The 23,435-nt window shown below is 69.9% G+C and carries 19 protein-coding genes and 3 pseudogenes; 12 read left to right on the forward strand and 10 right to left on the reverse strand.

Translation table 11 applies throughout. The features are described 5' to 3' along the window. Positions 1 to 287: 287 nt before the first annotated feature. Positions 288 to 1,526 carry an MATE family efflux transporter gene (locus QUE38_RS08290; RefSeq protein ID WP_350227640.1) on the reverse strand — a complete coding sequence of 413 codons (1,239 nt, stop codon included), beginning with the start codon at positions 1,524 to 1,526 and terminating at the stop codon, positions 288 to 290. A gap of 292 nt (positions 1,527 to 1,818) precedes the next feature. Next, on the reverse strand, positions 1,819 to 2,193 hold the full coding sequence (locus QUE38_RS08295; protein ID WP_286311491.1) for a YccF domain-containing protein: 375 nt from the start codon (positions 2,191 to 2,193) through the stop codon (positions 1,819 to 1,821). A gap of 143 nt (positions 2,194 to 2,336) precedes the next feature. On the opposite strand from QUE38_RS08295, the gene QUE38_RS08300 reads away from it, so the two are divergent. Together QUE38_RS08300 and QUE38_RS08305 are read left to right on the forward strand one after the other, a co-directional pair. Beyond that, entirely contained in the window at positions 2,337 to 4,343 is a 2,007-nt protein-coding gene (locus QUE38_RS08300; RefSeq protein ID WP_286311492.1) for a M13 family metallopeptidase, read from the forward strand. Positions 4,344 to 4,431: 88 nt separating this feature from the next. After that, entirely contained in the window at positions 4,432 to 5,337 is a 906-nt protein-coding gene (locus QUE38_RS08305; RefSeq protein WP_286311496.1) for a serine hydrolase, read from the forward strand. Here QUE38_RS08305 and QUE38_RS08310 read toward each other — a convergent pair whose 3' ends face one another. The 4 genes from QUE38_RS08310 to QUE38_RS08325 form a co-directional block, all read right to left on the reverse strand. Then, entirely contained in the window at positions 5,338 to 6,129 is a 792-nt protein-coding gene (locus tag QUE38_RS08310) for an esterase/lipase family protein (protein ID WP_286311498.1), read from the reverse strand. It abuts the gene before it with no gap. Further along, a complete protein-coding gene (locus QUE38_RS08315; protein ID WP_286311500.1) occupies positions 6,129 to 6,683 on the reverse strand; it encodes a hypothetical protein in 555 nt (184 codons plus the stop codon). The genes QUE38_RS08310 and QUE38_RS08315 overlap by 1 nt, the downstream gene beginning before the upstream one ends. A 90-nt stretch (positions 6,684 to 6,773) precedes the next feature. Continuing rightward, a complete protein-coding gene (locus tag QUE38_RS08320; protein WP_286311502.1) occupies positions 6,774 to 7,208 on the reverse strand; it encodes an NUDIX domain-containing protein in 435 nt (144 codons plus the stop codon). Then, a complete protein-coding gene (locus QUE38_RS08325; protein ID WP_286311506.1) occupies positions 7,205 to 9,784 on the reverse strand; it encodes a bifunctional lysylphosphatidylglycerol flippase/synthetase MprF in 2,580 nt (859 codons plus the stop codon). Before QUE38_RS08325 ends, QUE38_RS08320 begins: the two co-directional genes overlap by 4 nt. 130 nt (positions 9,785 to 9,914) lie before the next feature. Between QUE38_RS08325 and QUE38_RS08330 the strand changes: the two genes are divergently transcribed. Together QUE38_RS08330 and QUE38_RS08335 are read left to right on the forward strand one after the other, a co-directional pair. After that, positions 9,915 to 11,300 carry a glycine--tRNA ligase gene (locus QUE38_RS08330; protein ID WP_286311508.1) on the forward strand — a complete coding sequence of 462 codons (1,386 nt, stop codon included), beginning with the start codon at positions 9,915 to 9,917 and terminating at the stop codon, positions 11,298 to 11,300. A 138-nt stretch (positions 11,301 to 11,438) separates the two neighbouring features. Beyond that, positions 11,439 to 12,587: a carbohydrate-binding domain-containing protein gene (locus QUE38_RS08335; RefSeq protein WP_286311511.1), complete on the forward strand. Its 1,149-nt coding sequence runs from the start codon at positions 11,439 to 11,441 to the stop codon at positions 12,585 to 12,587. 118 nt (positions 12,588 to 12,705) lie between these two features. Here QUE38_RS08335 and QUE38_RS08340 read toward each other — a convergent pair whose 3' ends face one another. Next, the gene (locus tag QUE38_RS08340; RefSeq protein WP_286311512.1) at positions 12,706 to 13,938 is read right to left on the reverse strand and encodes an ATP-binding protein; all 1,233 of its coding nucleotides are present in this window, start codon (positions 13,936 to 13,938) and stop codon (positions 12,706 to 12,708) included. A gap of 234 nt (positions 13,939 to 14,172) precedes the next feature. On the opposite strand from QUE38_RS08340, the gene QUE38_RS08345 reads away from it, so the two are divergent. The 3 genes and pseudogenes from QUE38_RS08345 to QUE38_RS08350 all read left to right on the forward strand — a co-directional run. After that, positions 14,173 to 14,490, forward strand: a complete 318-nt coding sequence (locus tag QUE38_RS08345) for a lipocalin-like domain-containing protein (protein WP_350227615.1) — start codon at positions 14,173 to 14,175, stop codon at positions 14,488 to 14,490. Positions 14,491 to 14,498: 8 nt separating this feature from the next. Continuing rightward, positions 14,499 to 14,636 carry a hypothetical protein gene (locus tag QUE38_RS17560; RefSeq protein ID WP_350227616.1) on the forward strand — a complete coding sequence of 46 codons (138 nt, stop codon included), beginning with the start codon at positions 14,499 to 14,501 and terminating at the stop codon, positions 14,634 to 14,636. Between the two features lie 43 nt (positions 14,637 to 14,679). After that, positions 14,680 to 14,877 (forward strand): annotated as a pseudogene (locus QUE38_RS08350) (serine hydrolase); the annotation flags it as partial. A gap of 113 nt (positions 14,878 to 14,990) precedes the next feature. On the opposite strand, the gene QUE38_RS08355 reads toward QUE38_RS08350, so the two are convergent. Both QUE38_RS08355 and QUE38_RS17565 read right to left on the reverse strand, forming a co-directional pair. Then, positions 14,991 to 15,446, reverse strand: a complete 456-nt coding sequence (locus QUE38_RS08355; RefSeq protein WP_286311899.1) for a hypothetical protein — start codon at positions 15,444 to 15,446, stop codon at positions 14,991 to 14,993. A 51-nt stretch (positions 15,447 to 15,497) separates the two neighbouring features. Further along, a pseudogene (locus QUE38_RS17565) lies at positions 15,498 to 15,638 on the reverse strand (hypothetical protein); the annotation flags it as partial. Between the two features lie 176 nt (positions 15,639 to 15,814). Here QUE38_RS17565 and QUE38_RS08360 point away from each other — a divergent pair. From QUE38_RS08360 to QUE38_RS08370, 3 genes are all read left to right on the forward strand, one after another. Beyond that, positions 15,815 to 17,344 carry an ABC transporter substrate-binding protein gene (locus QUE38_RS08360; protein ID WP_286311513.1) on the forward strand — a complete coding sequence of 510 codons (1,530 nt, stop codon included), beginning with the start codon at positions 15,815 to 15,817 and terminating at the stop codon, positions 17,342 to 17,344. A gap of 946 nt (positions 17,345 to 18,290) precedes the next feature. Further along, a complete protein-coding gene (locus tag QUE38_RS08365; RefSeq protein ID WP_286311516.1) occupies positions 18,291 to 19,544 on the forward strand; it encodes a hypothetical protein in 1,254 nt (417 codons plus the stop codon). Between the two features lie 45 nt (positions 19,545 to 19,589). Then, positions 19,590 to 20,519 carry an alpha/beta hydrolase gene (locus QUE38_RS08370; protein WP_286311518.1) on the forward strand — a complete coding sequence of 310 codons (930 nt, stop codon included), beginning with the start codon at positions 19,590 to 19,592 and terminating at the stop codon, positions 20,517 to 20,519. A 162-nt stretch (positions 20,520 to 20,681) separates the two neighbouring features. Here QUE38_RS08370 and QUE38_RS08375 read toward each other — a convergent pair whose 3' ends face one another. Further along, the gene (locus tag QUE38_RS08375; RefSeq protein WP_286311519.1) at positions 20,682 to 21,662 is read right to left on the reverse strand and encodes an alpha/beta hydrolase; all 981 of its coding nucleotides are present in this window, start codon (positions 21,660 to 21,662) and stop codon (positions 20,682 to 20,684) included. Between the two features lie 430 nt (positions 21,663 to 22,092). On the opposite strand from QUE38_RS08375, the pseudogene QUE38_RS17570 reads away from it, so the two are divergent. Together QUE38_RS17570 and QUE38_RS08380 are read left to right on the forward strand one after the other, a co-directional pair. Beyond that, a pseudogene (locus QUE38_RS17570) lies at positions 22,093 to 22,482 on the forward strand (hypothetical protein); the annotation flags it as partial. 488 nt (positions 22,483 to 22,970) lie between these two features. Beyond that, positions 22,971 to 23,363: a hypothetical protein gene (locus QUE38_RS08380; RefSeq protein ID WP_286311521.1), complete on the forward strand. Its 393-nt coding sequence runs from the start codon at positions 22,971 to 22,973 to the stop codon at positions 23,361 to 23,363. Positions 23,364 to 23,435 lie beyond the last annotated feature (72 nt).

Consider the following 23,435-nt stretch of genomic DNA (forward strand, 5'->3'; position numbering starts at 1 on the left):
CACACGCTAGCCGCCGACTGCGTCCGCCGCTGGTGCGCAACCTGTGGTCGACGGGCCCCGATCCCACGATTCGCGCACCAGCGGCTCTCGCGCCGGAGCGCTGCTGGTGCGCACGTCGTGGCGAACGGGCGTCGAAACCACGTCTTGCGCACCAGCGGCGGGCGGTGGTCGTTGGGGGAAGGGGCCGGAGAGGCGGAGGGGTGGCGCGGGGGAGCGGCAGCGCGTGAGGGGGTGGCGCGGGGGAGGTGCGGCGCGGGGCGAGCGAAGGGACGTGGCGAGCGCGCGCGTCAGCGGGCGCCGAGGACCATCCAGCGGGTGCCGCGGGCGCGGAACGACAGGGTGACCGCGCGGGCGGCGAGGTAGCCGAGCGCGAAGGCGGCCATGAGCAGGGCGAGCGTCGCGGCGCCGGGGAGGCCGGCCACGGCATCCGCCCACCAGACGACCGCGAGGGCGAGCGGCACGAAGGCCGCGAGATTCACGAGGCCGGTCCAGGCGAGGTAGCGCGCGTCGCCGGCGCCGATGAGCACGCCGTCGAGCACGAACACGAGCCCCGCGAGCGGGGTCGAGACGCCCAGGACGACGAGCGTCCACGGCAGCAGGTCGATGACCGCCTGCGACGAGGTGAACAGCCCCGGCAGCACCCACGCGGTCGCGACGACGACCGCCCCGAGCACCATGCCGGCGCCGATGCCCCACTCGAGGCATCGCCGCAGCACCGCGCGCACTCCCGACGCGTCGCCCGCGCCGAGCCCCTTGCCCACCAGCGCCTGTGCCGCGATCGCGAGCGCGTCGAGCGCGAACGCCAGCGTCGCGTACAGCGTCATCGCCACCTGGAACGCGGCCAGCTCGTCGGTGCCGAGCACCGTCGCCGCCCACACGGCGAGCAGCATCGCCGCCCGCAGGCTGAGCGTGCGCAGGAAGAGCCACCCACCCGACGCGGCCCCCTGCAGCACGCCGACGTGACGCGGCAGCCAGCTCGCGCCCACCCGACGCGCGTGCCGCGCGATCACCACGAGGTAGACGACGACCATGCCCCACTGCGCCACGACCGTGCCGATCGCCGACCCCGCGATGCCCCAGCCGGCCACGTAGATGAAGAGGTAGTTCAGCACGATGTTCGCGCCGAATCCGAGGCCGGCGACCCACAGCGGGGTGCGCGTGTCCTGCAGGCCGCGCAGCAGTCCGGTCGCGGCGAACACCAGCAGCATGGCGGGCAGCCCGGCCATCGAGATCGAGAGGTAGACGGATGCCTCTGCAGCGACCGCGCCCGACGCCCCGAACGCGCCGACGAGCAGCGGGGTCGCGAACCACCCGGCGACCGCGATCACCACGCCGAGGCCGGTCGCGAGCCAGAGCCCGTCGACGCCCGACGAGACGGCGCCGCGCAGGTCGCCCGCGCCGAGCCTGCGGGCGACGGCCGGGGTCGTGGCGTAGGCGAGGAACACCATCAGGCCGATGATCGTCTGGAGCAGGGCGCTCGCCAGCCCGAGGCCCGCGAGCGGCGTGGCGCCGAGGTGGCCGACCATGGCGGTGTCGGCGAGGAGGAACAGGGGCTCGGCGATGAGGGCGCCGAGCGCGGGCACGGCCAGCCGGAGGATGTCGCGGTCGACCGTGCGGCGGTCCGCGAGGACCGGGTCGCGTGGCGATGCGTCATCCCGCCGGACGGGTGAGCGCGACCCGGAGGCGCCCCCGGCCGCGGGAGCGCGCGGGGACTCGTCGCCGCGGGCATCGGAGCCGCCGCCACGGGAGGCGTCGGGCGCGTCGGCCGGGTCGCCCGTCACGAGCGGTGCGGGCGGCGGCTCAGGGGCATCCGCTCGCTCACCGGATGTCGACGATGTCCTTGCCGAGGGGCATCAGCGAGACGGGCACGAGCTTGAAGTTCGCGATGCCGAGCGGGATGCCGATGATCGTGATGCAGAGCAGGAGGCCCGTCACGATGTGCCCGATCGCGAGCCACCAGCCGGCGAGGATCACCCAGACCACGTTGCCGAGGAACGAGCCGACGCCGGCGGTCGGCTTGTCGACGATCGTCTTGCCGAACGGCCAGAGGGCGTAGACGCCGACGCGCCACGCGGCGATGCCCCAGGGGATCGTCAGGATCAGCACGAACATCACGAGCGCGGCGACCGCGTAGCCGAGGAAGAGCCAGAAGCCCGAGAGCACCAGCCAGATGATGTTGAGCAGCGTATTCATGAGGAATCCAGTATGCGCGACGGCCGCTGGGGAACGCGGATCGGGGCGGAGTCGGGCGCCCGATCGCATGACGGAACCTCACCTCGTTCGGCCCGCGGAACCGACCCGCCGAAACGCCGCCGCGAGCGCTTAGGCTGGAGCCCATGACCCAGGCCCCCATCGCAGAGACCCCCGACGCGACCCTCGGCTCCGGCATCATCCTCGACGAACTCGACGATGCCGTGCGCCCGCAGGACGACCTGTTCGCACACGTCAACGGCAAGTGGATCGCCCGCACCGAGATTCCCGAGGACAAGGCGCGCTACGGCTCGTTCCACGTGCTCAACGACGAGGCCGAGCAGGCGGTGCGCGCCATCATCGAGGAGGCGCAGACCGCGGAGCCCGGCACCGAGGCCCGCAAGGTCGGCGACCTCTACACGAGCTTCATGGACGAGGCACGCGTCGAGGAGCTCGGCGCCACGCCGATCGCCGGGCCGCTGGAAGAGGCCGCCGAGGTGGCATCCGTCGCCGACCTGCTCACGACCATCGGCAGCCTCGAGCGCCGCGGCATGGGCGGGTTCTACCAGCTGTTCATCGACAACGACCCGGGCAACCCCGAGCGCTACCTCGTGCTCGTGGAGCAGGGCGGCATCGGCCTGCCCGACGAGAGCTACTACCGCGAGGAGCGCTTCGCCGGCGTGCGCGACGCGTACGTCGCCCACCTCGAGCGCATGTTCGCGCTCGCCGCGCTCGACGACGCCGCCGGTCGCGCCGCCCGCGTGTTCGAGCTCGAGACCGCGATCGCCGCGAGCCACTGGGACAACGTCGCGACCCGCGACAGCCAGAAGACCTACAACCTGCGCACCTGGGCCGACGTCGCCGGGGTGTTCGCGGCGACGGTGACGGATGCTCCGCTGGAGCTGTGGCGCGACGGCATGGGCGTGCCCGACGGGGCGTTCGACGAGCTCGTGCTGCGCGAGCCGTCGTTCACCGAGGGGCTGGCCGCGCTCCTCACCGACGACCGGCTCCCCGCCTGGCGCGACTGGCTGGCCTGGCAGGTGATCCGCGCGAATGCGGCCTACCTGTCGGACGCCTTCGTCGAGGCGAACTTCGACTTCTACGGCCGCACCCTCACCGGCACCCCGCAGATGCGCGAGCGGTGGAAGCGCGGCGTCTCGCTCGTCGAGCGCGTCATGGGCGAGGCCGTCGGCCGCATCTACGTCGAGCGGCACTTCCCGCCGGCCGCGAAGGTCGCGATGGACGAGCTCGTCGCCAACCTGGTCGAGGCGTACCGGCAGTCGATCGGCTCGCTCGACTGGATGGGCGAGGAGACGCGCGAGCGCGCACTCGACAAGCTCGCGAAGTTCACGCCGAAGATCGGCTACCCCGTGAAGTGGCGCGACTACTCGAACCTCGAGATCTCGGCCGACGACCTGGCGGGCAACGTGGCCGCGGGCACCGAGTTCGAGTTCCTGCGCGAGCTCGGCAAGATCGGCTCGCCGATCGACCGCGACGAGTGGTTCATGACCCCGCAGACGATCAACGCGTACTACAACCCGGGCTTCAACGAGATCGTCTTCCCGGCCGCCATCCTGCAGTTCCCGTTCTTCGACGAGACCCGCGACCCGGCCGCGAACTACGGCGCGATCGGCGCCGTGATCGGCCACGAGATCGGCCACGGATTCGACGACCAGGGCTCGCGCTACGACGGCGACGGCCGCCTCACCGACTGGTGGACCGAGGCCGACCGCGCCGCGTTCGAGGAGCGCACGGGCGCGCTCATCGCGCAGTACGAGGCGCTGGTGCCCGCGCAGCTCGACGGCGACGAGCACCACGTGAACGGCGCGCTCACGATCGGCGAGAACATCGGCGACCTGGGCGGCCTCGCGATCGCGTGGAAGGCGTACGTGCTCTCCCTCGGCGGCGAGGAGCCGCCCGTGATCGACGGCCTCACCGGCGCGCAGCGGTTCTTCCTCTCCTGGGCGCAGGCGTGGCAGCAGAAGGGGCGCGACGAGGAGGTCATCCGGCTGCTGGCCATCGACCCGCACTCGCCGAACGAGTTCCGCTGCAACCAGATCGTCCGCAACATCGACGAGTACTACGCCACGTTCGGGGTCACGCCCGACGACGCGGCCTGGCTCGACCCATCAGAGCGGGTCTCCATCTGGTGACCCGACCCACGCACACCTGACCGAACATCTCGTGCGCGCCGCGTGACGCGGCGGGGAGCGCCGACCGAACAGAGAGCAGCGAACACCCGTGGTGACGTCGCAGGAGTCGGAGCGCCGTTCGCGGCGCGCCGAGCGCCGGCAGGGTCGTCGTCGCGCCGACGAGCCGAACGACAACTTCACCCGGGGGTTCGCGGCGCTCGGGGAGCTGTCGCTCGCGGGCGTGCAGGTGTCGGCGCGGGCCACCGACCTCGCGTCGGGTCGCGTGCTGTTCTCGGTCGACGACGACGTGATCATGCCGACCGCGTCGATCGGCAAGGTGCTGCTGCTGGTGGAGGTCGCCTCGCAGCTCTCGGGGCCGGGCATGGACGGCTTCCGCATCCTCGACCGCGAGCCGCTCGATGCGGTCGCCGACTCGGGCATCTGGCAGCACCTGCAGGCGCCGTCGCTGCCGGTCGCCGACCTCGCCGCGCTGGTCGGCGCGACGAGCGACAACCTCGCGACCAACGTGCTGCTGCGCGAGATCGGCCTCGAGGCGGTGCGCGCCCGCACCGAGTCGCTCGGCCTCACCCGCACCGCGCTGCTCGACCTCGTGCGCGACCACCGTGGCCCCGACGACGCGCCGCAGCTGTCGATCGGCTCGACGCGCGAGCTCACCTGGCTGTTCGCGGCCCTCGCGCGCGGCGAGATCGTCACGCCCGAGGTGTCGCGGCGGGTCGTCGGGTGGCTGTCGCTCAACTCGGACCTCTCGCTCGTGGCATCCGCCTACGGCCTCGACCCCCTCGCTCACCGCGAGCCCGACCACGGCCTGCTGCTCATAAACAAGACCGGCACCGACCGCGGTGTGCGCTCGGAGGTCGGCGTGCTGCGCGGCCCGCGCGCGGGCGTCGCCTACGCGGTCTCGATGTACTTCGCCGACACCGGCCTGCCCGCGCGCCTTTCGGTGCTCGACGGCATGCGCGCGATGGGCCTCGACCTGCTCGAGTACGTCTTCTAGCTACTCCGAGGCAGGGGCGGCGGATGCCGCGAGGCGGTCGATCGCGTCGCGCACGGCGTCGACCGTGGCCGGCGCCCGCATGACGAGGAAGTGGCCGGCGACCGGCACCTCGACGTTGTGCGCGCCGTCGAGCTCGCTGCCGTTCGGCACGTGCGGGTCCCACACCGGGTGGATCGACGCGATGCGGGAGTTGACGGATGCCGCGGCGCGCAGGGCGGCGATGACCGGGTCGTCGGGCCGCAGCGCACGGATGCTCGGGTCCTGCTGCAGCAGCCAGGCGCGCGTCGACCCGCCGAACGGGGTGGCGATGCCGACGACGCCGATGATGCCGAGGGGGCCGCGTGCGATGGCTTCCGGCCCCGGGGCATCCGCTCGCCCCGCCCCCGCGAGGTCGGCCACCAGCAGGTGCTTGCCGATGAGCCCGCCCTTGCTGTGCCCGACGATGACGCGGCCGGCCGCGGGCGTGCGCCGCCGCGCGAGCGCCCGGCCGAGCTTCTCCGACGTCCCCGCGATGTCGGCTCGGTTCGCGCCCATGCCGTGCACGGCCAGCACCCGGTACCCCGCCGCGTTGAGCGCGTCGCCCATGGGGCGCACGAACGACCAGTGCTCGTAGATGCCGGGCAGCAGCACCACCTCGGGCAGCGTCGGGTCGCCGCGCAGCCACCGACGCGGCGCGCGGCCGTCCCACAGCAGCGCGGCCTGGCGCCAGCCGGCGTAGACGTAGTCGAGCGACCACCACCACCACTTCGCGAGCCGCGACAGCGGAGCGCCCACGCCGATTCGCTGCACCATCAGGCCACCTGGTTCAGGTAGACGACGAAGATGAAGCCGAACGGCGCCAGCCAGTTCGCGACGCGGATGACCGCCTCGCACACGACGAGCACGCGACCCGTGCGACCGGCGCGCTCGACCGCGGCACCGCGCACCGCCCAGGTCCAGCGGATCGCCCGGTACGCGCTCGTCACGTGCAGCACGTCGCGGAAGCGCCGCCAGCGCGACTCGGCCGAGGTGCCCGGCGTCCACGCCCGTCCGCTGAGCGGCAGTGCGACGAGCAGCGCAACCCACCCGACCGCGAAGTGGATCACGATCGCCGCGACGATGCCGATCAGCGGCGACAGTGCCGCGCGGATGAACTCGCCCGGGCTCGTGAGGCGCGCGACGGCCTCCTCGGTGAGGTTGCCCGTCACGAACGCCAGCGACGCGCCCGCGCACAGCAGCGTGATGAAGCTGACCTTCAGGCAGCGCAGCACGAGCAGCGTGATCGCGTCGGCCCGGCCGGGGCGCAGGAACGTCTCCGGGTGCAGCACGCGGGCGGGTCCGTTCACGTCGCCGAGATCGGATGCCACCGCGCCCCCTCTCGCTGACCCGAGCGTCGAACCCGCGGCGTCCCGCCACGCTCCGCACAGGCTACCCGAGCGGATGCCACGGGCCGGCCGTCAGTCGATCAGCCCCGCCGCCCCGAGCAGCCGCAGCACCTCCGCGCCCGCGGGCGGGCAGCGCCACGCGTCGTCGGTCGCCGCCCAGTGCACCGCGTCGATCTCGGCGGAGGGATGCGGCGAGGCATCCGTCACTGCCCGGAAGACCCGCATGCGCACGAGCCGCCCGTCGGGCTCGCCGTGCGCCTGGGTCGCGACCTCGAAGAGCTCGTCGAGGCGAGCGGGGTCGAGCTCGAGCGCGACCTCCTCGCGCGCCTCGCGCGCGGCGGCATCCGCCCCGCCCTCGCCCCGGTCGACCTTGCCGCCCGGCATGAACCACACGTCGCGGCCGCGCGCGGTGACCATGAGCACGCGGCGGTCGCGCACGAGGGCGATCGCCGCGACCGGGATGTCGGCGAGGGCTGCGCCGCCGGGCCCGGAAGCGGCGCCCGTCACCGCACCACCGTGCGGGTCAGCGCGACAGCCTGCTTCGGCGTCACCCGCGGCAGGTACGCGCGCGAGAGCGCCACCGCGATGGCCGGCAGCGCGGCCGGGTCGGCGTAGGTCAGCCAGAGCGTGTCGTACTGCGGGTTGAACTTCGCCTTGAAGCGGAACAGCGACGCGAACCCGTAGGCGGGCTCGAGCGTGCGGGCGAGGAAGGCGAGCACGTGGTCGATCGCGGTCGGCTCGGGCGGGGTCTCGCCCTCGGGCACCGGCTTCGTCGCGAGCGGGGCGCCCGAGAGGCTCAGCACGGTGAGCCCCTCCTCCTTCATGTGCAGCGCCGCCGAGGCGATGAGGAACTCCATGACGCCGGGCATCGCGTCGTCGGAGCGGCGCATGAAGTCGATCGTCCAGCCCACGAGGCGTCCATCGCTGTGCACCGGCAGCCAGCTCGTCACGCCGTGCACGTGCTCGTCGGCGTCGACCGCGAGCATGAGCCGCACGCTCGGGTCGCGCACCTCGTCCATGCCGCCGAGCGTGAACCCCATCTCGGGCAGCGCCTTCTCCGACACCCACTGCTCCGAGATCGCCGAGACCCGGCCCTGCACCGGCAGCGGCAGGTCGCGCCACGAGCTCCACACGGTCGTGAGGCCCTCGCGGATGCCCCGGTTGAGCGGCTGCCGCACCTTCGCCCACGCCTTGCCGCGGAACGCCACGACGGTCGGGTCGATGCGCGTCTCCTCGCCGACCGAGATCGCGTGCCAGCCGAGGCGGTCGGTCGCCGCGCGCGTCGCCTCGTGCGCGCTGTAGAACACGGGCGTCCAGCCGTGTCGGTCGCAGTAGTCGACGAAGCCGGCCACCACCTCGTCGAGGCGCTCCGGCGCGCACACCGGATCGGAGATCGCGAGGGCGACCCCGTTCTCGAGCCGGAACGAGACGCCCGCGTCGAGGTCGTCTGCGAACCAGTACGACGTGCCGTGCCAGGTGCCGAGGTAGCCGAGGGTGCCGCCGCCGTGCCGCTCGAGCAGCGTGTGCATGAGGCGCTGGTCGGTGAGCGAGCTGCGCGAATCGGTGCGGCGCAGCAGGGCGACGGATGCGACGGCGAACACCGCCCAGAACAGCACGCCCACCCACTGGTGCGCGATGAACGCGACGGTGCCCGACGGCAGCATCAGCGGATCGATGGTCGCCACGATGTGCGGCGGCAGGAAGCGCTTGACCGTGTCGATCGCGAGGTCGCCGATGCTCGCGTCGGGCACGAACGAGCTGAGCGCCGTGAACCCGAGCATGAAGTAGATGGCCGAGAGCACGCCGCCCGTCAGCAGCACGACGCTCAGGAACTGCACGACGCCGCCGCGCGGGCTCGGCAGCGCGACCCTGCGGCGCAGCGCGATGAGCAGCACGGCGATGGCCACGGGCAGCGCGCACGCCGCGACGACCCACACGATGAGTTCGCCGTAGTCCACGTCGGCGGCCTGGAACTCGGCGACGGCTTCGGCGACGTCGAACGCGACGAACGCGGAGAGCGCGATCGAGAGGTTCACGACGATCGCGAGCCACAGCGCGAATCGCCGCCCCCGGTTGATGCCCCAGGCGGCGATGAGCAGCAGCGCGACCGGCACCATCGTGAGCAGGAACGGTCCGACGCCCGAGGTGCTCGCGACGATGATCGCCTCGTCGCACGCGGCCGACGAGAAGCGGTCGCAGCGCGCGCCGATGCGGTCGGCGTCGATCGCCGGGTCGAGGTTCGCCGACAGCAGCGAGAACGGCGTGAACGCGCCGGGGTTCATGACGGCGACGACGGGGCCGAGGGCGCCCGCGGCGACGACGGTGGCGAGCAGCGCGCGCACCTCGCGGTAGGAGGCACGCCGGGGCCGGAGCGACGAGGGATTGCCCTGGAACACCGCGCCGAGCAGCAGGCCCACGAGGGCCGCGAACAGGCGGTACAGGTGCTGCGGGTCGCCCGAGTACAGCACGAAGACCAGCACGACCGTGAGCACGGCGACGCGGGTGCGGGTCGCCCAGAGTCGCTGCATGTAGGCGCTCGACGCCATGAGCGCGCCGAGGATGCCGGGCAGGGGGTCGACCGTCACGACGTCCGCCGTCGCGAGCGCCCACCACTCGCCGGCCCACGCGCCCGCCGCCTGGATCGCGATGCCGATGCCGTAGCCGGCCGCTCCCGTGACGATGCCGGCGACCAGCGTTCGGAACGTGCCCATCACGCGCTCGGCCGCGCCGAGCAGCAGCAGTGCGGCCACGATGCCGACGAGCGCCTCGATCGGGCCCGACGCGAACCCCGACGCCGTGAGCACCGTCCACCAGCGGGCGTCCTCGAGCGTCGGCACGACACCGGCGCCGAACTGCTCGAGCAGCGCGTCGTCGATGGGGGCGAGCGGATGCCCCTGGAGCACGTGGTTCACCGCGAGCAGCGCCGCGAGGGCGACGCTGAGCGGCGCGCGCACGAGGAAGCGCAGCAGCCGGCCGAACGCCGACCCGAAGCGGGACTCGGTGCGCCGGGAGAGTTCGGTGTCGGTGGCCTCCTCGGGCGGGGGCATCCGATACTTCGTCGCCCGACCGACCCGATCCGCCATCGCAGCCCCTCCCGCTCGTGGTGCTCCCAACCTACGGGCAGTTCGGGCGTCTCGTCGCCCGTAGGATAGGGAGTCGTACGTTTTCGGGCGCATCCGCCCGACCCCCTCCCGAAGGACCATTGGAGCCACCGTGGCCGCACCCAGCCGACTCGATTCCGTCATCACCCTCGCCCAGCACCGCGGGTTCGTCTTCCAGGCGGGGGAGATCTACGGCGGATCCCGGTCTGCGTGGGACTACGGCCCCCTCGGCGTGGAGCTCAAGGAGAACATCAAGCGCCAGTGGTGGAAGACCATGGTGCAGGGCCGCGACGACGTCGTCGGCCTCGACTCGTCGGTGATCCTGCCGAAGCAGGTGTGGGAGGCATCCGGCCATGTCGAGGTGTTCTCCGACCCGCTCGTCGAGTGCCAGCAGTGCCACAAGCGGTACCGCGAGGACCACCTCATCGAGGAGTTCGAGAACAAGAAGGGCCGCGCGCCCGTGGGTGGCCTCGACGAGGTCGTCTGCGCGAACTGCGGCACCCGTGGCCGCTGGACCGAACCGCGCGCGTTCTCGGGGCTGCTGAAGACCTTCCTCGGCCCGGTCGACGACGAGGCCGGCCTGCACTACCTGCGCCCCGAGACCGCCCAGGGCATCTTCGTGAACTTCGCCAACGTGCTGCAGGCGGCGCGCATGAAGCCGCCGTTCGGCATCGGCCAGATCGGCAAGTCGTTCCGCAACGAGATCACGCCCGGCAACTTCATCTTCCGCACCCGCGAGTTCGAGCAGATGGAGATGGAGTTCTTCGTCGAGCCCGGCACCGACGACGAGTGGTTCGAGTACTGGCTCGACACCCGCTGGAACTGGTACACCGACCTCGGCATCGACCCCGAGAACCTGCGCCGCTACGAGCACGCGCAGGAGAAGCTGTCGCACTACTCCAAGCGCACCGTCGACATCGAGTACCGCTTCGGCTTCGCCGGCGGCGACTGGGGCGAGCTCGAGGGCGTCGCCAACCGCACCGACTTCGACCTCGGCACGCACACCAAGCACTCCGGCAAGGACCTCTCGTACTTCGACCAGTCGAAGAATGAGCGCTGGACGCCGTACGTCATCGAGCCCGCGGCGGGCCTGACCCGCTCGCTCATGGCCTTCCTGGTGGACGCGTACCACCAGGAAGAAGTGCAGAACGCCAAGGGCGGCACCGACACCCGCACCGTGCTGAAGCTCGACCCGCGCCTCGCGCCGGTCAAGGCCGCCGTGCTGCCGCTGTCGCGCAACGAGAAGCTCTCGCCGATCGCCCGCGAGGTCGCCTCGTCGCTGCGCGAGCAGTGGAACGTCGACTTCGACGACGCCGGCGCCATCGGCCGCCGCTACCGCCGCCAGGACGAGATCGGCACCCCGTTCTGCGTCACGGTCGACTTCGACTCGCTCGACGACCGCGCCGTCACCGTGCGCGACCGCGACACGATGGGCCAGGAGCGCGTCTCGCTCGACCGCCTGTTCGGGTACCTGGCGGAGCGGCTCAAGGGGGCGTAGGGACGCGGCGCGGGCTATCGCGGCCTCCGGGTCTTCGCGGCGGCGCCAAGGTTTCGGCATAGGAGGCGCATAGGAACCGGATAGGCGCGGATGGTGTCGTCGGAGTCAGACCACGAGACTCCGACCCGAGGACCCATCATGAGACGACTCACCCTCACCACTGCCGCCCTGCTCACCTCCGCGCTGCTCTTCACCGGCTGCACGACGACACTTGCGGACTCGACCGCGGACACCTCCGCTACGACATCCAGTTCCGCGTCGGCCGAGACGACCACCGTCGAGACGAGCACGGTCAGCGGCGACATCGACTGGAGCGGGCTGCCGACGACGGAGGTCGATCTCACCGACGACGGGCTCACCATCGCCGAGGCGGGCACCTACGTCGTCAGCGGCTCGACGACCGGGCAGGTCGTCGTCGACACCGACGGGGACGTGCGCATCATCCTCGACGGCGTGACCATCGACAGCGCCGACGGCGCGGCCATCCAGGTCGACAGCGCCGAGACGACCGTCATCGAGCTGGCCGACGGCACGACCAACACCGTCTCCGACTCGTCCACCCGCAGCGACGAGGAGATCGATGGCGCCGTCTACTCCGCCGACGACCTGATCGTCACCGGCACCGGGACGCTGGACGTCACCGCCGAGTTCGCCGACGGGATCGTCGGCAAGGACGACCTGTCGATCGAGTCGGGCACGATCACGGTGACGAGCGCCGACGACGGGATCCGTGGGAAGGACTCGCTGACCATCAGCGGCGGCACGATCACGATCGACGCGGCCGGCGACGGCCTCAAGTCCAGCAACGACACCGACGCCGGCGAGGGTCAGCTCATCATCACCGATGGCGACATCACGATCACCACGGGCGACGACGCGGTGAAGGCCGAGCAGCAGGTGACGATCACGGGAGGCACGATCGACATCGTCTCCTCGGTCGAGGGCATCGAAGCGCCCGTCATCGTGATCGACGACGGCGACATCACCGTGAACGCTTCCGACGACGGCATCAACGCGGCAGCATCCGCCATCGTGACGAGCGGACTGAGCATCACCGTCAACGGCGGCGAGATCACCGTGGTGATGGGCTCGGGCGACACCGACGCGTTCGACAGCAACGGCGACCTCACGATCACCGGCGGATCGATCGACGTCACCGCGCAGTCCGCGTTCGACTTCGACGGCACGGGCACCCTCACCGGAGGCACCGTCGTCGTCAACGGCTCGCAGATCACCGCCCTGACCAACCAGATGATGGGCGGAGGCGGCGGCGGCGGTCGGCCCTGAGGGCCGGCGTCGCTCGTGGTGTGTGCCCTTGCGGGTCGATCATGTCGTCGACGGCGCACGGCAGCTCGCACCGCCCAGCGCGCCGCAGTGAGGGCGGATGCAGCTGAGGTCACGCCGTCTACGGACCGAGCGAGCCGATCGCGACGACGTTGACCCCGTCGGCCCGTCGGTAGGACGCGCCCATTCCCGTGATCACCGTGAGCACAGGTGCACGATCGCCCCTGACATTGTCGGCGAACGCGGCAAGGGAGGCAGCGGCGGTATCGACCGCCTCGGCGCTCGCACCGAGCTTGACCTCGAAGCCCGCCCATGACCCGTCGCGCAGCTGCACGATCGCGTCGACCTCGCGACCTGTGGAGTCCCGCGCGTGGAAGACTGCGCCGCCGAGCGGCTGGGAGAGCACCCGCAGGTCATGCACCGCGAGTGACTCGAACAGTTGACCGGCGTACCGCAGGTCTCCTCTCAGTGCGGTAGCGTCGCCGCCGACCAGCGAGAGCGCGAGCGAGGGATCGCAGAAGTGTCGCTTTGGCTCCTGTCGGAGTGTGGCCGAGGAGCGCAGGTGCGCCGACCAGGCGGGTTGGTCCTCGATGACGAAGATGCGGGACAGCGCGTCGAGGTACTCGCGAACCGCATCACGAGACAGCGACGCCTCGTCGCGCGCGAGGGTCGAGACGGTCACCTCGGTGGCAACGTTGCGCGCGAGGGCGACCATGAGCCTGCGCACCCGCGCGGAGTCACGGACCTTCCCCGCTGAGTCCACGTCGACGTTCGCGACGGTGTCCGCGTAGTCCTGGATGCTCTCGACGGTCTCGTGCTCATCGAGGCCGACGAAGCCGGGCCAGCCGCCGTTGGCGATGCATCGCAGCAGATCGTCGAAGCCGAGTCCTGACTCGCTCGCCCGCGGTGGCTCTCCGGTGAGCAGCGCCTCGAGCGAGACGCGCCCGTCGGAGTGCCCGGACTCCCAGAGCGACATGGTGCGCATCCGGAGCCGCGCGAAGCGGCCCGCCCCGGAGTGGCGGATGGCGTCGCCGGTCGGTGCCGTGGAACCGGTGAGGATGAACCGACCGCGCTCGTGCGCGTCGTCCACTGCGTGTCGCACGGCGTTCCAGAGCGTCGGATACAACTGCCACTCGTCGAGAAGCCGGGGGGACGGCCCCTCGAGTACGAGCGCCGGGTCGACGGCGACCTGGGCGGCAATGGATGGATCGGAATCGAGTCTGACCGTACTCGCGGCTCGTCGACCAGCCGTGACCGACTTTCCGCAAGCCCTTGGGCCTTCGACGAGAACAGCCCCCGCACGCCTGAGCGCCCGGTCGAGCTCGCCATCTGCGACGCGCTCGATGTACCGCATGGTCTTCCCAACTGTTCCGATCGTCAGATTGTACGCCTTTGAGTCGTCAATTTGCGGAGAAATCAGTCGTCAGATCGCGTGCGCGCGAGTCGTCGATCGGCAGACTCGGGGCGGCCTCGTGCCCACGCCGACGAGTCGATGCGGGTCGTGCGTCCGTCCGGCCGACTCCGGGTACGACGCAGCAGCGCGCTGCCTGCGCCACGGATTCGGCCGGACAGGCGTACCCTAGCCCGCATGACGCTCGCGGCGGATCTGATCGGCACGTGGCGTCTGCACTCGCGGGTCGACCACGTGGAGGACGGGTCCGTCGTTCCGGAGCCGAGCCTCGGGGCCGACCCCCTCGGCCTGCTGACCTACGATCGCGGGGGCAACTTTGCCGCCCAGTTCATGCGTCGAGACCGAGACGTCGCCGACTCCGGGGAGCGGCCGCCGTCGCCGCGCGGCAGGCGGGCCGGATCTCGTCGAACAACAGCACGGCGGTCGGCGGCTACGACGCGTACTTCGGTACGTACGTCGTCGATGAGGGGACGAGCGAGGTCACGCAGACGCTGACGGCCGCGTTGAGCCCGAGCGACGTCGGCGGCATCGTCACCCGCGAGATGCACATCATCGACGGCGAGCTCGTGATCCGCATCCCGTTGACCACCGCCGAGGGTGTTGCCGTCGTCCGCACGCTGCGCTGGTCGCGCGCTGCGTGACTCCAGGTCATCGGGCTCGACTCATCGACGGAGCGGGGGACGCATGTTCTCGATCGATCTCGACACGCTCGACTCGGCCCCATCCCAACGCCCCTTCTCCGGGGTCGTCGCGGTCGACGTCGGCGATGTGCGCGTCGTCGAGCGCACCTACGGCTTCGCGCATCGCGCGCTGCGGGTGCCCATCAGCGCCGAGATGCAGTTCGGCACTGCCAGCGGCAGCAAGATGTTCACCGCGTTCGCGGCGATGCGGTTGATCGAGGACGGGCGGATGCGGCGCGAGCAGCCGGTGCGGGAGATCCTCGGCGCCGGAGTTCGCAGCCCTGGGTGTGTCGCGAAAACTCACAAACACTCAGATCAGTTGCCCGCCGAGGCCGGGTCTCCGTCGGACTCGTGTGGCGACTCGGGAGTGAGGTCGTTCGCCCGCGTGATCGCGTTCATCGCCGCGGTGAGCTGCTCGCGGATGTCGAACGACGGGTCGATCAACCACTGCGCCTGGAGCCCGTCCCAAACGGCCACGATCTGTCGCGCCGCCTGGGTCGCGTCGACCGAGGGGTGGGCGAGGCCGCGTTCCTGTCGTTCGCGGATGTCACGTGCCAGGATCGCCACGCTTGCCGCGTTGTGTCGGAGGAACCACTCGTGTGCCGGATGTTCCGGGTCTGCCGCCTCCGCCGCCATCGCCACGAATAGCCTGCTGTAGTTCAGGTGGGCGACGCCCATCGCCGCATGTTCCGGAGCGATGTCGTACAGGCGGACGCCGCTATCCGCGATGCGCGCCATCGGATGGCGCTCGGCGTGCTGCATCGCGGCCACGAGGAGGTCCTCGCGCGTCGGGAAATGGTAGAGCACGGTCGACTCGTTCATCTCAGCACGCCGTGCGACCTGCAGCGAGGTGACGGCCCGGTGGCCGCGCTCGTTCACGAGGTCGAGGGCCGCTTGGCCGATCGCGAGCCTCCTGGCCGCGCTCTTCGCGTAGCTGCCCCGCGGTGCTGCCCGTCTGCTCATCCTCGGAATTCTAGCTCGGTGGATCGAGCGTTCGGTTGTGCCGAACGCCCGGACCGGGACGGGAGGTCAGGCGAGGGCGTCGCTAGAAACACATACATACTCAGAATTCGTGATAGCTTCTGTTCCTACCGGCGATCCGCAGTGGTGTCGCCCCGAAGATCAAAGAGGACTCGACGATGATCCGATGGAAGATGGCCGCGGCCACCGCAGCGCTCGCCGTCTCGACGGCTCTGGCCGTCAGTGCGTGCTCGGCAGGCACTGAGAACGCAGATGCGGGCGGTGGGCGCCTCACGCTCGGAGCCGTCGGTGCGCCCACAACCTTCGACCCCGCAGGTTCCCAGTGGGGCAACGCCTCTCCGTTCTACCAAGCGGTGTTCGATACGCTCCTGCTCGCCACGCCAGAGGGTGAGATCGAGCCTTGGCTCGCGACCGACTGGTCGTACAACGAGGACAACACGCAACTGACGCTCACCCTGCGCGACGATGTGACGTTCACGGACGGGTCGAAGCTGACCGGCGATGTCGTGGTCACGAATCTGCAGCGATTCAAGGACGGGACCGGTCCGGATGCCGGCTACCTCGCCAACGTCTCCACCTTCGAGGCTCCGGACGACGCCACCGTGGTGATCACCCTGAGCGCACCGGATCCCGCCCTGGTCAGCTACTTGACGCGGGACGCTGGACTCGTGGGTGCCTCGGACTCCCTCGACACCCCGGACACCGCGACGACGCCGGTGGGGTCCGGGCCGTACATGCTCGACACGGGCGCCACTGTCACCGGAACGACCTACGTGTACACGAAGAATCCGGACTACTGGAATCCGGACGTCCAGCACTACGACGAGCTCGTGATCAACGTACTCTCGGATGGCACGGCAGCGCTCAACGCCATTCTCGCCGGGGAGGCGAACGGTGTACGCCTGGCGGGCAACGACGCGCTCGACCAGATCGAGGGAGCGGGATGGACGATCAACGCGAACGAGCTCGATTTCCAGGGCCTGCTGCTGCTCGACCGTGCCGGGTCGATGAACCCCGCGCTGGGGGACGTGCGCGTTCGCCAGGCGATCAACTACGCGTTCGACCGTGCTGGGATGCTGGAGGCGGTCGGGCTGGGATACGGCACCGTCACCACTCAGGTGTTCCCCACGACATCGGACGCGTACGACGAGTCGCTGGACAGCTTCTACGAGTACGACCCGGCCATGGCGAGGGAGTTGCTTGCGGAGGCAGGCTACGACGACGGGCTGACGATCTCGATGCCGTCGCTATCGGTTTTCCCTGAGTCGATCTACGCACTCATCGCACAGCAGTTGGCCGAGGTGGGCATCACCGTGGAGCAGACCGACGTCCCCGCCGGGAACTTTATCGCCGACCTGCTTGCGCCGAAGTACCCTGCGTCCTTCATGGCTCTGGAACAGAATCCGGACTGGCAGCTGATCCAGTTCATGATCGCGCCGACGGCCACGTTCAATCCGTTCCGCTCCAGCGACGCGACGGTCGACGAGCTCATCGCAGAGATCCAGGTCGGCGACGCGGCAGCCCAGGCTTCCGCAGTCCAGGAGCTGAACACCCACATCGTCGAGCAGGCGTGGTTCGCACCCTTCTATCGGGTGCAGGGCAGCTTCGCCACCGACGCCGAGACGGCTGTCGAGGTGCTTCCCACGAACGCATTCCCGAATATCTACGACTTCCAGCCGAAGTCCTAGGCACTTCGCCCGATCTGCCCGGCCGGTCTGAACGGTCGGGCAGGTCGGGCGATCCGACACAGAGGAGGCGAGAGCGCTCACCGTGAATCGCAGCACGAAAGGTGCGATCGACAGACGTGCGCTCGTCGATCGTCACTCCGTACGACTGACCGCACACGACGCCCGAAACCCCCTCACGGTGGGAAATGGCGACTTCGCATACACCGCCGACATCACCGGGATGCAGACGTTCCGGGACTCGCATGATCCGCGGGTGGCGGTGCGTACGGGGGCGCTCGTCGTGGACACCGGAACGATGGCCACGTGGGGCTGGCACAGCATGCCGAACCCGCACGGGTACGTCCTCTCGGATGCGATGTCGACGTACCGGACCGCACGTGGCGAGGCCACGTACCCGGACAAGCTCGACATTCCGACGATCCTCGGGCAGACGGCCGTGACGGACGACACGCGCGCGGCGATGTGGCTGCACGTCAATCCCCAGCGCATCGACCTCGGCCGGATCGGACTTCGGCTCTCCTCCGAGCGGGGTGGGGCGCCGGAGTCCGACCCCGCGGTCCTCTCGGGCATTCGACAGGAACTGGACCTCTGGACCGGAACGATCAGGAGTCGGTTCGAGTACCTCGGCGTCGAGGTGCGAGTCACCACGGTCGTCGATCCCGAGGCGTCCACGGTCGCCTTCCGTGTCCACTCGCCGCTTCTCGCCGATGGCCGGCTTGCCATCGGGTTCTCGTTCCCGTACGCGAGCGAGGACTTCGCGCCCGCGAGCGACTGGGCGTCGCCCGAGCGCCACCGCACCGAGCTGCGGGTCGTGGACGACGGCGCCGTGTTCGCACGGACGCTCGACGACACCGAGTACGTGGTTCGCGCGAACTGGAACTCGGGGACCATCGAACCGTTGGCGACTCACGAGTTCGTGCTCGCGTCGGAACGAGAGTCGCTCGAGTTGACGGTCGAGTTCGCTCCGGGCTCGGGCGCGGCCTCGGCCTCCGCGGGATCCGTGCATGCGACCGAGCAGCGATCCGCCGACTGGTGGGAAGCGTTCTGGACGCGGGGCGCAGCAGTTGAACTCGTCGACAGTGCGGACCCGCGGGCGCTCGAACTCGAGCGACGCATCGTGCTGTCACAGTACCTCACGGCCGTCAACTGCTCGGGCCACCAGCCTCCGCAGGAGACCGGTCTCGTGACGAATTCCTGGCAAGGGAAGTTCCACCTCGAGATGCACTGGTGGCATGCCGCGCACTTCGCCGCCTGGGGGCGCCCCGACCTGCTCTCGCGCAGCATCAGCTGGTACGAGTCGGTGATCGGGGTCGCTCGTGATACCGCACGGCGGCAGGGATACGCCGGCGCTCGGTGGCCGAAGCAGACCGGTCCGGACGGGAGGGAGAGCCCGACCGACATCGGGTCCTTCCTGGTCTGGCAGCAGCCGCACGTGATCTACTTCGCGGAACTGCTCCACCGGGCGGGCATCGACGACGAGCTGCGGAGTCGGCTTGACGTGCTCGTTGAAGAGACGGCCACGTTCATGTCCTCATTCGCCGCGTCGCGCGACGACGGGTTCCACCTCGAAGCGCCCATCATGCCGGCCCAGGAGTTCTACGATCCTCACACCACCGAGGACCCGACCTTCGAGCTCGCGTACTGGTGGTGGGGGTTGCACACCGCGCAGCTGTGGCGCGAACGATCCGGCCGCCCGCGGCTCGCTGCATGGGACGACCAGCTTGCTCGTCTCGCTCGCCCGGCGACACGAGACGGAATCTACACCGCCATCGCCACCGAACCATTCACCCGGGTCGACGACCACCCGTCCATGCTCGCGGCGCTCGGAGTCGTTCCGACCACCGCACTCGTCGATCCGTCGACGCAACATCGCACGCTCGAGTGGGTCAACGCGCACTGGGATTGGGACACAGCATGGGGGTGGGACTTCCCCATGCTCGCCATGGCCGCGACGCGCACCGGCGACCCGAATGCCGCCGTCGATGCGCTGCTGCGAGACGCCGCGAAGAACACCTACCTCGCGAATGGGCACAATCCGCAAATGGGGAACATGCTTCCCATCTACCTCCCCGGCAACGGTGGACTACTCGCAGCGGTCTCGCTGATGTGCGCAGGGTGGGGCGAGCGCGCATCGGACGCGCCAGGCTTCCCACTCGAGGGGTGGGTGGTCCGCCATGAGGGCTTCATACCGTGGCCGTAGTGGACCGAGTCGGCACGCCGACAGCAGATGCGACAGGACCGAATCATGAGTGAAGATCGCCAGCCGAATGTATCCGACTTCATCCGAGCGCTGGAAGCGGGGACCAACCCCGAGACCCGGACGGAAATCGACGACGCGTCGATCCGCCGGCGCTTTCCTCACCTCGCCGGCGTAGAGGTCGTCGATGCGCCGATCCGGGGAAGAGGTGGCCCCGTCCCCACCCGCAGATACATGGCAGCCGAGGCGGAGCGCGCTGCGCTCGTCTGGATTCACGGGGGCGCCTTCCTCACCGGTGACCTCGACATGCCCGAGTCGCACTGGGTGGCGCTCGAGCTCGCGTCACGTGGCGTAGCGGTCACCACGCTGGACTATCGCAAGGCCCTCCACGGCGTCACCTTCCCCGCGGCATCAGATGATGCGCTGGACGGCTGGACTGCGGCAGTGGCGACGGCGGTGGAGTGGTGCGGGATCCCGACCCGGGGGATTCACATCGGTGGTGCAAGCGCCGGCGCGAACCTCGCGGCGGGGGTGTGCCTGCGACTTCGGCACAGCGGGCGACCGCTCCCTGCGGGCATCGTCCTGGCCTACCCGTTCGTCCATCCGGAGGTTCCGCCGAGCCATCGCGAGATCCCAGTCGACGTCCCGCGATTCCTTCCTGAGACCGTCCGAGCGCTCAACGCAAACTACCTCGGCGATGGCGGCAGGCGCGATGATCCGATCGCATTTCCCGGGATGTCCGACCCGGCCGGGTTGCCGCCGGTGCTCATCGTGAACTCGGAGCACGACGACCTGCGAGCGTCGGGCGAGCTCTTCGCCCGGCAGCTCTCGGATGCCGGTGTGGACACCTCAGTCACGGTCGAACCCGGAACGGCGCACGGGCACCTCGACCAGCCGGGTGCTCCGGCAGCACTCCGCACCATCACGACATTCGCGGAGTGGCTCATCGACCGAACGCAGGTGCAGGTCCTCGGTTGAGGCCATCGCCGGAGTTCGAGGTCGGATCCGGCTGCGTCGCGCTCGCCTCGACGCGTACCCGCCCACTCCATTTCGGTGCAGCCCACTGATGTAGGGGGCGCCGCCCGGGAACGCTCCCGGGCGGCGCCTCTCTATGCCCACTTGGCAGGGCGCCACCACAGATCAGTCGAAGAACGACTTCAGCCCGCCGAACAGTGCGAGCCGACCCGCCTCGTCGTCGTGACCGATGCCCGGAATGGCCTCGAATGTCGGCGTCTCGATGCCGGCCTCGGTGGCGAGGAAGTCGGCCGTGGCCTGGAGGTTGGGGCCGGCGAGGAAGTCGTCTGCCCCCACTCGCGCCTCGAGGTACCTGGTGCCGTGCTCGAGTCGGGGACTCTCCAGGGTGGCGGCAAGCGCCGGGTCGGTCGCGAACGACTCGAGCGTCGACGGGAACCAACCCGTGCTCCAGAGCCCGATCTCGGAGAACGCGCCCGGGTACTGGATCAGGGTGTTGAGCACCTGGATCCCACCGCACGAGTTGCCGGCGAGGGCCCGGTGCCGTCCGTTCGGGATGGTCGCGTAGTGCGCGTCGACGAACGGCACCACGCTGTCGACGAGCTCGGTCGGGAACGGGTCGGCCAACGGACTCTCGAACAGGTCGCTTCCCACAGAACCGTTGACACTGACGATGATCATCGGTTCGGCATCGCCGGAATGGAAGACCGCGTCGAGCGATTCGGCGTCGACACCGGGGATCGTGAACCAGTGCTCCTCGTCTCGGCACCCACCGGGTGCGATGTACAGCACGGGGAGAGGCCTGCGTGCGTCGTACTGGGGAGGTGTGTAGACCACGACACCGCTCTCGGCGCCAAGATTCTCGGAGAAGTACCGGTGGTGCGCGACGCTGCCACCGACTTCCTCCGACGTGGGCGGCGACGCCATCGCGGTCGTGGGGGCGAGTGTCATGGCGACGACGCCGGCCAGTGCGGCGGCGATCGACCCTGCGCGGTGCCGCGCAGATCTGGATGGGTGCTTCATTGCGCTCCTTCTCATGTGCCGCGCGATCGAGCCGACCGCGCGCAAGCCAGATCGTAGCGTGAAAACTGAGTAAATGCGATGATTCATGGAGACACGCGGGCCGGACATGAAAGGCATGTTGCTCATGCGGGGTACAAAGAAACTGAGCGTGGAGGAGTGTCCGAATCGGGATGAGCCCGGAGGGATCAGATCGGGAGGTGCGGTACATCGACGTCTTCCGGCGTAAACGAGTGGATGGCATCCTCGTGACTCCTCCGGGCCGCCCTCGAGCGGAGGCCCCGTCTCTCCGCAGAGATCATTGCGCCCCGCAGGGGAGCGGCCGGACGCCCCGTTCGTCGCCAACGACCTTGTCGTCGTCGGCGTTGTCGGCGCATGTCCATCGACACGAGACCCTGGTCCCCGAGTTGGTCGTTCGCGACTCCGGTGAGCGGAGCGGAGTAGTGCGCGCCGCAACCCGCAACCGCAGCCACGATCGCCACCGCGCGCTCCGATCAGGCGGTTCGCGGACCCATGCCGTCGACGCGGGTGGGGGACCGGTGCTGCCCCGCCACACCACGTGACTCACCGGCAGGACGAACTCCGGCGGATCGACGTCCCGGATCGTGCAGAGCAATCGGGCCATCGCGCGCCGTCCGACCTCGCCATAGTCGACACTCACAGTGGTCAGGGGCGGAGGCGCGTCGCACTGGACTTCCACCTCAGCACGCCGGGTGCCCACCTCCTCGAGGTTCATCGGTTGCCGACGCTGGACTCAACCGGTCGAATCCGCGTTGGAGTGAGTGTCGATGATCATCCTGCAGTGGTGCTGGAGAGCTATACCTCGGATGAGCGCTGCGGGACGTGGAGTACGAACATCATGGACAATATCGAGCGACTCCGCATCGGCTTGCCGTGGCTGGATGCCGGCCCGCATCGTCTCCGGCTCCACGCGATCGATGCGCATTTCACGATGTCGAAGGCGGTCGTGTACACGGGGGAACCCCGACCGACGAACCTGGGCCCGGAACGCAGCACCCGGTCGCTCAGCACTGCAGACGTACTCGATCCAGACCCGGCTGCGATCTCCCCGGAGGATGTCGATCGCACCTCGCAATCGCTCTACGGACTCGACCCGAGGGAACTCTCGCTACCCGCCCAGGTCTATGCGGATCGCAGCTTCTGGGAGGACCGACGACGTCCCGCAGCCTCCGGTCGATCCCGCAGTCTGCGCCGGCGAGGTCCTTCGACCGGTTTGGCACGGATGGCCGGAAGGACATCGTCGCCTCGATCGGATCGGGCAGCATCCTCGAGTGCGATGGCATCCTCGCCCGCGAGGCAGAGTACGCGCTCGGGGACACCGAGCACGCCTGGCGAACCGCGGCCACTGTCGACGTCGCCGAGTCGTGGACGCACACGTCTGCCGAGACCGCCGCTGGGGCCGGCTTGGCAATGCACGTGTCTACCCGCGGGCTGCGATGGGAGGACCCCGCCGCAGCGCCCGGCCTGCACTACCGGATCCGGGTCGAACTTCCGGGGAGCTATCGCGTCTGGCTGCTCGCGAAGTTCGACGACAACCGCGACGACTCCTGCCTGATCGCGGTCGACGGTGTTCCCCAACCGCTCTCGGCGCAGCACGCTCAGGGCGACCTCTGCACGTACGGACTGCGGCAGCGCTGGGTCTGGCTACATCTTTCGGATGTCGACCTGACTCCGGGTGCGCACGAATTCGCACTGCTCGCTCGGAAGTCCGGGCTGCGCGTCGATCGAATATACCTCACCCTCGGCGACGAGCTTCCACCCGTCGACGCCTTGTGGCTGCCAAGCGAACGGGGCGTACATCACGAATGATCGACTCCTACGAAAGCGAGTCGTTGCGGTGAACCGATCCGGTGTCCGAGTCGGAGCATCGGACAGGTCGGG

It is taken from the genome of Agromyces mangrovi, assembly GCF_030296695.1.
Classification (GTDB): Bacteria; Actinomycetota; Actinomycetes; order Actinomycetales; family Microbacteriaceae; genus Agromyces; species Agromyces mangrovi.